This is a genomic window from Corallococcus sp. AB032C (assembly GCF_003668935.1).
In the GTDB taxonomy this organism is placed as follows: Bacteria; Myxococcota; Myxococcia; order Myxococcales; family Myxococcaceae; genus Corallococcus; species Corallococcus exiguus.
On the sequence record NZ_RAWP01000195.1, the window covers coordinates 1 to 8,046 of the forward strand.

Annotated in this window: 8 protein-coding genes and 1 pseudogene; all 9 read left to right on the plus strand. The window is 70.3% G+C overall.

Annotation, left to right across the window (positions count from 1 at the left end; genetic code table 11):
- Positions 1 to 335 (plus strand): annotated as a pseudogene (locus D7X99_RS40705) (hypothetical protein); the annotation flags it as partial.
- 312 nt (positions 336 to 647) lie between these two features.
- Positions 648 to 1,157, plus strand: coding sequence for a hypothetical protein (locus D7X99_RS40710; RefSeq protein WP_233614171.1), 510 nt, complete (start codon positions 648 to 650; stop codon positions 1,155 to 1,157).
- The gene (locus D7X99_RS40715; RefSeq protein WP_121782434.1) at positions 1,157 to 1,507 is read left to right on the plus strand and encodes a DUF2019 domain-containing protein; all 351 of its coding nucleotides are present in this window, start codon (positions 1,157 to 1,159) and stop codon (positions 1,505 to 1,507) included. Before D7X99_RS40710 ends, D7X99_RS40715 begins: the two co-directional genes overlap by 1 nt.
- Before the next feature lie 67 nt (positions 1,508 to 1,574).
- Positions 1,575 to 2,504: a CorA family divalent cation transporter gene (locus tag D7X99_RS40720; RefSeq protein WP_121782435.1), complete on the plus strand. Its 930-nt coding sequence runs from the start codon at positions 1,575 to 1,577 to the stop codon at positions 2,502 to 2,504.
- Complete coding sequence (locus D7X99_RS40725) at positions 2,398 to 3,390, plus strand: HAD family phosphatase (protein ID WP_121782436.1); 993 nt, start codon at positions 2,398 to 2,400, stop codon at positions 3,388 to 3,390. Before D7X99_RS40720 ends, D7X99_RS40725 begins: the two co-directional genes overlap by 107 nt.
- Positions 3,390 to 4,292, plus strand: coding sequence for a bile acid:sodium symporter family protein (locus D7X99_RS40730; RefSeq protein ID WP_121782437.1), 903 nt, complete (start codon positions 3,390 to 3,392; stop codon positions 4,290 to 4,292). Before D7X99_RS40725 ends, D7X99_RS40730 begins: the two co-directional genes overlap by 1 nt.
- 116 nt (positions 4,293 to 4,408) lie before the next feature.
- Entirely contained in the window at positions 4,409 to 6,166 is a 1,758-nt protein-coding gene (locus tag D7X99_RS40735; RefSeq protein WP_121782438.1) for a SulP family inorganic anion transporter, read from the plus strand.
- A 4-nt stretch (positions 6,167 to 6,170) separates the two neighbouring features.
- On the plus strand, positions 6,171 to 7,622 hold the full coding sequence (locus D7X99_RS40740) for a hypothetical protein (protein WP_147476408.1): 1,452 nt from the start codon (positions 6,171 to 6,173) through the stop codon (positions 7,620 to 7,622).
- Positions 7,619 to 8,046 (plus strand): threonine/serine exporter family protein (locus D7X99_RS40745; RefSeq protein ID WP_147476409.1); only part of this gene is annotated, 428 nt, incomplete at its 3' end. The genes D7X99_RS40740 and D7X99_RS40745, both read left to right, overlap by 4 nt.

Below are 8,046 nucleotides of genomic sequence, written 5' to 3' on the forward strand. Positions count from 1 at the left end.
GGTTGGTGCGGGGGCTGGCGGCGGGCCTCCACGAGGAGCTGGCGACGAATCCGTTGGCCTCCGGGGAAGCGCTGGGCGCATCCCTGGCGACGCTCGCCGAGCGCACCGCGGCGGCCACCGTCCGGGGGGCAGGGAGCGCGCTCGCGCAGGAGGAGCTCCGCTGGCGAGAGGCGCCATGCAATCAGGACCTGGTGCGGCGCACGAGCCGGGAGGTCACGGCCGGAGCACTGGAGGCCCTGGGGGAGCAGCTACGACGGCCCCTGAGGGTGCTTGCTGGTGCGGGCGGTGCGCTCATCGCGCTGACAGTGCTGTCGTCTCGTTGGCGCCACGCGTGAGGTTCGTGCCGCTCTTCCACTCGCAAGAGGACACGCATTCCGCCCTTGCCCGGTTCAGGCTACGCATTCGGGAGAGGGCTCCGAATGCTTGCACGTGGGTGGTGGGTCTTTCTGCTGGTCTTGCTGTCCGGCTGTAGCGGTGTCCGGCCGGTGGTGACGTTGGACATGGGCGCGGGTCGGAAGGCCACCTTCGTTCCACGCCAGGACGCCCGTGTGGTGGAACTGGACGAAGCTGGGGCTTCACTCAAAGACAGCGCCCGGCGCGTCCGGCCTTCTTCCCGTCCGCAGCAAGCCGCTCGTGAGCTGTTCCAGATGGAAGCTCGCAGTGGCGCCTGCCGCTTCGAGCTGCGTGAGCGGCGCATCACCCCGTTGGGGGCTGGCGAGCAACTGGAGGTCCTCGACTCCGGAAGCGTGGGAGGCCTCACCCGTGAGTACCTGCGGTGGTGTGAGCGCACGCAGCGACAGGGAGATTGTCTGCGGCTGTTGGCGGAGACGCCCATCCTGGATGGCGATGGCTCGTTCAGTGGCTTTAAACAGGCCATGGGGCCCGCGGGCGCCGGCAAGCAGTGGTATCACATCGTCGAGCAGACGCCGGGGAACGTGGAGCGGTTCGGTCCGCAAGCGCTGCACAACACGGACAACGTCATCCGATTGGATGCGCGGATGCATGCGCGCATCAGCGGTATCTTCTCTGCCATCCGCCGCGACCTGACCCGGTCCTCCACGATAACGGTGCGTCAATGGCTGAGCACCCAGTCCTTCGAGGAGCAGCGCCGCTTTGGGCTGCTGGTCTTGGAGCAGGTCTCAAAGGGAGCATGGTGATGGAGCTGAAGGAACTCGTCGAGCAGTTCGCGCACCATGTCGCCGCGCAGGGCGACTGCATCCGGGATGGTGACTCCAGGAAGGGCAACAAGCACGCCCGGAAGTACGGAGCTGCCTTGGATGCGCTGCTCGCGCAGGGAGATACCGGCCGGGAGGCGCTCTCTGTCCTGTTGAAGCATCCCCGCGCGGACGTGCGAGGCCTGGCGGCATCGTTCCTGTTGCGCTATCGCACGGAGGAGTCGAAGGCGGTGCTGGAAGTCATCGCGGCGGAAGGAGGCCTGGCGGCCATTGGTGCCACCTTGAATCTTCAACGCTGGGCCGAAGGCACCTGGAATCTCGACCCAGGGTGAGCAGGCGCCAGGCTGATGCGTTGCCCGGGACCTTGGTCCCTGTCCACTCCCTCGCCACCTTCCTTCCATGGACGGGTTCGAGAACGCCTTCGCGCTGCTCCTGGATGGCAGCGGAGGTGCACGCTCGCTCACCCTGGAGGAGACGCGGAACTGGCGGGCTTCGGAGGGCATGCGCTGGGTCCACCTGCCTCCGGACCTGCCCCGCGTGCTGGAGGCCGTCTTCCACCTGCCTCCCCGGGTGCGCGAGCCGCTCCTGGCCGACACGGGCCGCGTGCGCATCGACGTGCTCAACGAGAACGAGCTCGTCCTGCTCCTGCTGAATCCGGACTCCGCTCCCACGAACGTGTCGTCACCGCGGCAGCTGCGCGCGTGGATGACGGCGGACCGCTGCGTCACCGTGGCGCCCACGAATCAGCCCGCCATCGTGGCCGTCCGCGAACAGCTCGCCCATGGCCGGGGGCCTCGGGGCACGGACCTCTTCCTTGCCTTCGCCTCCACCGCGCTCTCCATGGCGGCGCTGCGCACCACCGAACTGGATGACACGCTGTCGGGCCTGGAGACCCGCGTGACAGCAGGCACGGTCCCGCGTCAGCGGACATCCCCGTGCGACTCGCGTTCCGTGGCGACCTCCTCCACTTCCTCACCAGCTTCATCCCCGGGCGCGGCACAGGCAGGGGGAGGACTTGATGGCGGGAGTCCGAACGCGCTGCTTGCTGCTTGGACTCATGGGGGGCCTGTGCCGCGCCGTTTCCCCCTTCGCCAGACGTCGCCTCCTCACGGACGGCCGGGCTCAGCGGGCCCTCCTCTCGCGCCCTCCACGCCGCGTTGTGGAGTGACTCCCGCGTTCCCAACCTCATGTCTGGGATTGCACCGGACAGGAGGCGACCTTGATGCGACGCACGTGGAAGGGCCCGGCCTGCCTGCCGTGGGCGCTGGCGCTGCTGGTCGCCATCCCCCTCCAGGCACTGGCGGCGGATCCGCTGCCGTCCTGGAATGACGGCCCGGTGAAGCAGTCCATCCGCGACTTCGTCACCCGCGCCACCACCGAGGGCGGCCCCGGCTACATCCCTCCAGAGGAGCGCATCGCCACCTTCGACAACGACGGCACGCTCTGGCAGGAGCAGCCCGTCGTGCAGGGCGCCTTCCTGCTGGAGCAGGTCAAGGCGGCCGTGAAGGAGGACGCGTCGCTCGCGAAGCGGCAGCCCTTCAAGGCTGTGCTGGAAGGGGACGTGGCCCTGCTGTCCACCATGGACGAGCCCCAGTTGATGGAGCTGTTCGCCGCCACCCACGCGGGCAAGACACAGGAGGAGTTCGCCCGCGAGGCCCGCGCCTTCTTCCAGACCGCGCGCCACCCGAAGCTGGGCGTGCCCTACACGCAGCTCGCCTACGCACCCATGCTGGAGTTGCTCCAGTACCTGCGCGCCAACGGCTTCCAGACGTGGATCTCCTCGGGCGGCGGCACCGACTTCATGCGCGTCGTCTCCGAGGACACCTACGGCATCCCGCCCCAGCAGGTCATCGGCAGCAGCCTGAAAGAGAAGTTCGACGAGGGGAACGGTCACCCGGTGCTGCGGCGCGAGGCCCGCCTGGACCACCTCAACGACAAGGCCGGCAAGCCGGTGGGAATCGAGCAGCACATCGGGCGGCGGCCCGTGTTCGCGGCAGGCAACGTCCGAACGGGCGGCGACATCCAGATGCTCCAGTACACGAAGGAGCAGCCACGCCCCGGCTTCTCGTTGCTCATCAACCACGACGACGCGGAGCGCGAGTTCGCCTACCAGGAGAAGAACGGCGCGTCACTGAAGGCCGCGCGCGAGGGTGGCTGGACCGTGGTCAGCATGCGCCGGGACTGGAAGCGCATCTTCCCGCAGGAGGGACGGTAATGGACGCCTTGCACGCCTTCATCGGGTTGATGATCTCGACCTTCATCGTCGCGCTCGGTTTGTCGCAGGGGCTGTCGTGGCGCCTGGCGGACCTGGGCCAGGGCGTGCGTCATCCGGTGTTCGCACGGGGACTGGGGGTATGCCTCGTCGGCGTACCGCTGCTGTCCCTCATCGTGGTGAAGGTGCTGCCCGTTGGCCCCGTCGCCGCGGGCGTCATCGCGCTGATGGCGTTCTGCCCCGGGCTGCCCATGGCGCTCAACGTCGTGTCGAAGCAGAAGGGCAACCTGGCGCTGTCCCTGGCGCTGTCCATCACCCTCTCGCTCGTCGCCATCGTGCTGATGCCGCTGTCCCTGAAGCTGCTGGAGCGACTGTTCCCCGTGGCCATCCAGTCGCCGCCGTACGGCGTGCTCCTGGGCAGGGTCATCCTCCCGTTCCTCGTGCCCTTCGCGCTCGGCATCGGTTTCCAGAAGGTGGCGCCCGGCTGGGCGCACCGGCTGCGCAAGCCGGTGAAGCTCTACTTCAACGTCGCCCTGTCCGTGGCCGCGCTGGCGCTGGTCGTCGCCAGCTTCCCGCTGTTGAAGCACCTCCACTTCTGGGCGATCGCCGCCATGGTCGTGGTGACGCTGGGGGCCACGGCCCTGGGACACGTGGCCGGCCGGCCCCGGCCTGGGGACCGCACGGCGCTGGCCATCTCCGCCGTCTTCGGCAACCCCGCGTTCGCCTTCTGCCTGGGCGGCAGCACCTATCCCATGAAGAGCCTGCTGGGCGTCATGGGGCTGTACCTCTTGATCCGCACCGTGGCCATGATGCCGTACCTGGTCTGGAACCAGCGCCACCAGGCGTCCGAGCGCGGCGGTGGGCCGTCACTGCCGTCGGGCAGGCGGGCCTCCACGGGCACGTGAGCCCTTCCGTGTCGTGAAGCCGATGCGCGCAACGCACCCCGGTGGGTGATGCCGTGGGGCCCGAGGGCCTCCACCCTTCCTTGCGTCCAGGAGGCCAGGCGCACGGGGGAAGGGCCATGAAGCGCACCGCGGTCACGGCCGTCCATGTCCTGAGCCGGCTCCTCCCGGGCGTCGAGCAGGCGCGGACCTACGAGCGGCGGTGGCTGCGCGCGGACGTCCTGGCCGCGCTCACCGTGGGCGCGATGCTCATCCCCCAGGGCATGGCCTACGCGCAGATCGCCGGCGTGCGCCCCGTGGCGGGGTTGTACGCGGGCGTCTTCGCGATGCTGGCCTACGCGCTGTTCGGTCCGTCGCGCCACCTGCTGCTGGGGCCGGAGGCGGGCGCGGCCATCCTCACCGCGACGGCGCTGGGCCCGCTGGTCGCGGGCGGAGGACCGGAGCGGCTGGCGTCCCTGGCGGCGCTCCTCGCTTTGATGGTGGGCGTCGTGAGCCTGCTGGGCGGGCTGTGCCGCGCGGGGGCGCTGGCGGACTTCCTGTCGCGGCCCATCCTCATCGGCTACATCAACGGCGCGGCGCTCATCATCATCGGCAGCCAGCTGGCCCGGATGTTCGGGCTGGAGCGCAGGTCGAACGCGTTCGCGGGGCAGCTGCACGAGGTGGCGGCGAACGTGGGCCGAACGCACGTGCCCACGCTGCTGTTGGGGCTGGGCATCGTCGCGGCGCTGGTGTCCATGCGCCGCTTCCTGCCGCGCTGGCCCGCGCCGCTGGTGATGGTGGTGCTCACCACGTGGGTGACCTGGGCGTTCCAACTGGAGCACGGCGGCGTGAAGGTGGTGGGGCCCATCGCCGCGGGGGCGCCCGCCTTCGGCCTGCCCTCGTGGCGCTTCGAGGACGTGCGCACGCTCCTTCCGGCGGCCTTCAGCCTCGCGCTGGTGAACTACGCCAGCTCCGTGCTCACGGGCCGCATCTACGCTGACCGCTTCGGCTACCGGCTGGACGCCCATCAGGAGTTCTTCGGCCAGGCGGCGGCCAACCTGCTCAACGGCCTCACGCAGGGCTTCCCCGTGTCGGGCAGCGACTCGCGCACGGCGGTCAACGCGTCCATGAAGGGACGCACGCAGCTCGTCGGCGTGGGCGCGGCTGTCGTGGTGCTGGTGTTCTCGCTGTTCCTCACGCCGCTGCTGGCGAAGCTGCCGGTGGTGACGCTGGGAGCCATCGTCATCGTCGCGGCGGTGTACCTGCTGGAGGTGAAGCCCGTCCTCCGGCTGTGGCGCGTGCGGCCGGTGGAGGCGGTGCTCGCGGTGGTGACGACGCTGGGCGTGCTCTTCCTGGGCATCCTCCAGGGCATCCTCATCGCGGTGGCCCTGTCCCTGGTGGACCTCATCCGCCGCGCGGCGCACCCGCACGACGCCGTGCTGGGCGAGCGCGAGGGCATGCCCGGCTGGCACGACGTGGAGGGCCACGCGGACGCGGAGACGATTCCCGGCCTCGTCGTCTACCGCTTCGACGCGCCCCTCTTCTTCGCCAACGCCCGCTTCCTGCGCGAACAGGTACGCCAGTTGGTGGCTGACTCGCGCCTCCCGGTGCAGTGGTTCGTGCTGGACGCGTCCTCCGTGTTCGACCTGGACATCACCGCCGCGGAGAGCCTGGAGAAGGTGCGCCACGAGCTCACGGACGAAGGCATCGTCTTCGCCGTGGCCCAGGCGCGCGCGCCGATGCGCCGGACGCTGAAGCGCTCGGGGCTGGCCGCGCGGATTGGCGAGGACCGGCTCTTTCCCACCGTGGGCGCGGCCGTTCGCGCCTACCTCGAATCGCGAGACGACGCGCGGACCGCCGTGGGCGGCGAGCCCGTCTCCTCGCCACAGGTGCACTGACGCCATGACGCCAATCCAATCCAGGGCCCGGGGTGTCACGGTCGCGGGCGCGGCGCTGGGACTGCTGATGTCCGTGACGGCGCTGGCGCAGGACGCGCACTACACCACGCGGCAGTTCGGCAACCGGGCGTGGCTGTTGGGAGGCGCCTTCGTGGGCAACCCGAACGACATCAGCGCCGTCTATTACAACCCCGGCGCCCTCGCGCTCCTGGGCGCGCCGGAGCTGGAGCTGACCGGCAGCGTGTGGGAATACGTGCGCGTGAACGTGAAGGACGGGCAGGGCGTGGGGCAGGACCTGACCGACTCCAACGTGGACGTGCTGCCGTCGTTGATCGCCGGCTCGCTGCGCTTCGGGTTCCTGGGGAAGTCCCGGATGGCCTACTCGTTGCTCACGCGCCAGGGCTTCTCCTACAGCCTGCAGTCGCGAGGCACGCGGCTGGGCACGGACCTGGCTGGCGTGCAGGGCCTGGACATGCTGTCCACGGACGTGCGCCTGGACCAGACCGTGAGTGAGTTCTGGACGGGCCTCTCCTGGGCCTACCCCGTCACGGAGCACCTGGGCCTGGGGCTGACGCCGTTCGTCGCGACCCGGCGTCAGGAGCTGCGCTTCCAGACGCTGGCGCAGGGCTCCGGTGCCGCCGGCCAGCAGCTGCTGGCGACCCTGGGCCGCGACCTGGAGTTCGACCACGTCCGGGTGTTGTTGAAGGTGGGCGCCAGCTACCAGCAAGGCCCCTGGGCCGTGGGGCTCGCCGTGACGACGCCGAGCCTGGCGCTCTGGGGCCGGGGCTCGGTGGGGTACGAGCGCGCCGTCCAATCCCAGGGGGTGGACACGAACGCGCCCGCGCCCGTGTTCAACTTCCAGGAGGACCTGCCGGCGCACTTCCGCAACTCCTGGTCCGCGGCGTTCGGGGTCAGCCGGAGCTTCGGCGAGTCGACCGCGGTGTACGCGTCCCTGGAGGGCTACGCGCGCGTCTCGTCCCTCACCCTGGTGGACGCCGCGCCCATCGTGCCGCGCGGCACCACCGAGTCCATCAACGGCGACTACGCCTTCGCGCTCAAGCCCGTGCTGAACGGGGCGCTGGGCGTGGAGCAGGCGCTGGGGGAGCGGGTGCGGGTGTATCTGAGCGGTCACACGGACTTCAGCGCGTTGGATTCGACGCCGGGGACGAACGCGCTGCTCGGCGGCTGGGACCTGTACCACGTCGCCTCGGGCATCCACTTCTTGCTGGGCCGCTCGCGCTTCACGCTGGGCGGCAACCTGGCGTGGGGAAGCAAGCAGACCGACCGCCTCGCGGAGACGTTCCAGCAACTGGGCCTGTCCGCCCCCATGCGCACCCAGGACGTCCGCTACTTCCAGGCCACGCTGCTGATCGGCGCAAGCTTCTCGTTCAAGGACACGCAGGCCACCAGCGGCAAGGGCAGCGTGGAGGAAGTCCCCAAGGCGGACGCTCCATGACGCGGGAGCACGACGGCCCGGTGGACGAGGCGGCGGCCTCCGCCTTCCTGCTGGACCTGGCGAAGGCGCTGCACCTGGCCTACCAGCCGTCGCTGCTGGTGGAGGCGCGCGTGCGCCAGGCGGCGAAGGCGTGGGGGCTGGGCGTGGAGGTCTTCACGCTCCAGAGCCTGGCGATGACGGAGGTGGTGTCATCGCGGCGCCCGCTCGTGACCTTCGAGAGGCTGCCCTTCAACCCGCACTGGAACCTGGGCCGGGCCGCGGCGCTCCTGCGTCTGGCGGACGCCATCGCCGAAGGTCGCATGCGTCTGCCCGAGGCCCGCGCGGAGCTGGGCCGCATCGTGGCCACGCACGCGCCGTACCCCGGGTGGCTCGTGTTCGGGGCCTACGGCGTCTACGGCGCGGCGGTGGCGGCGCGGGTGGGCGG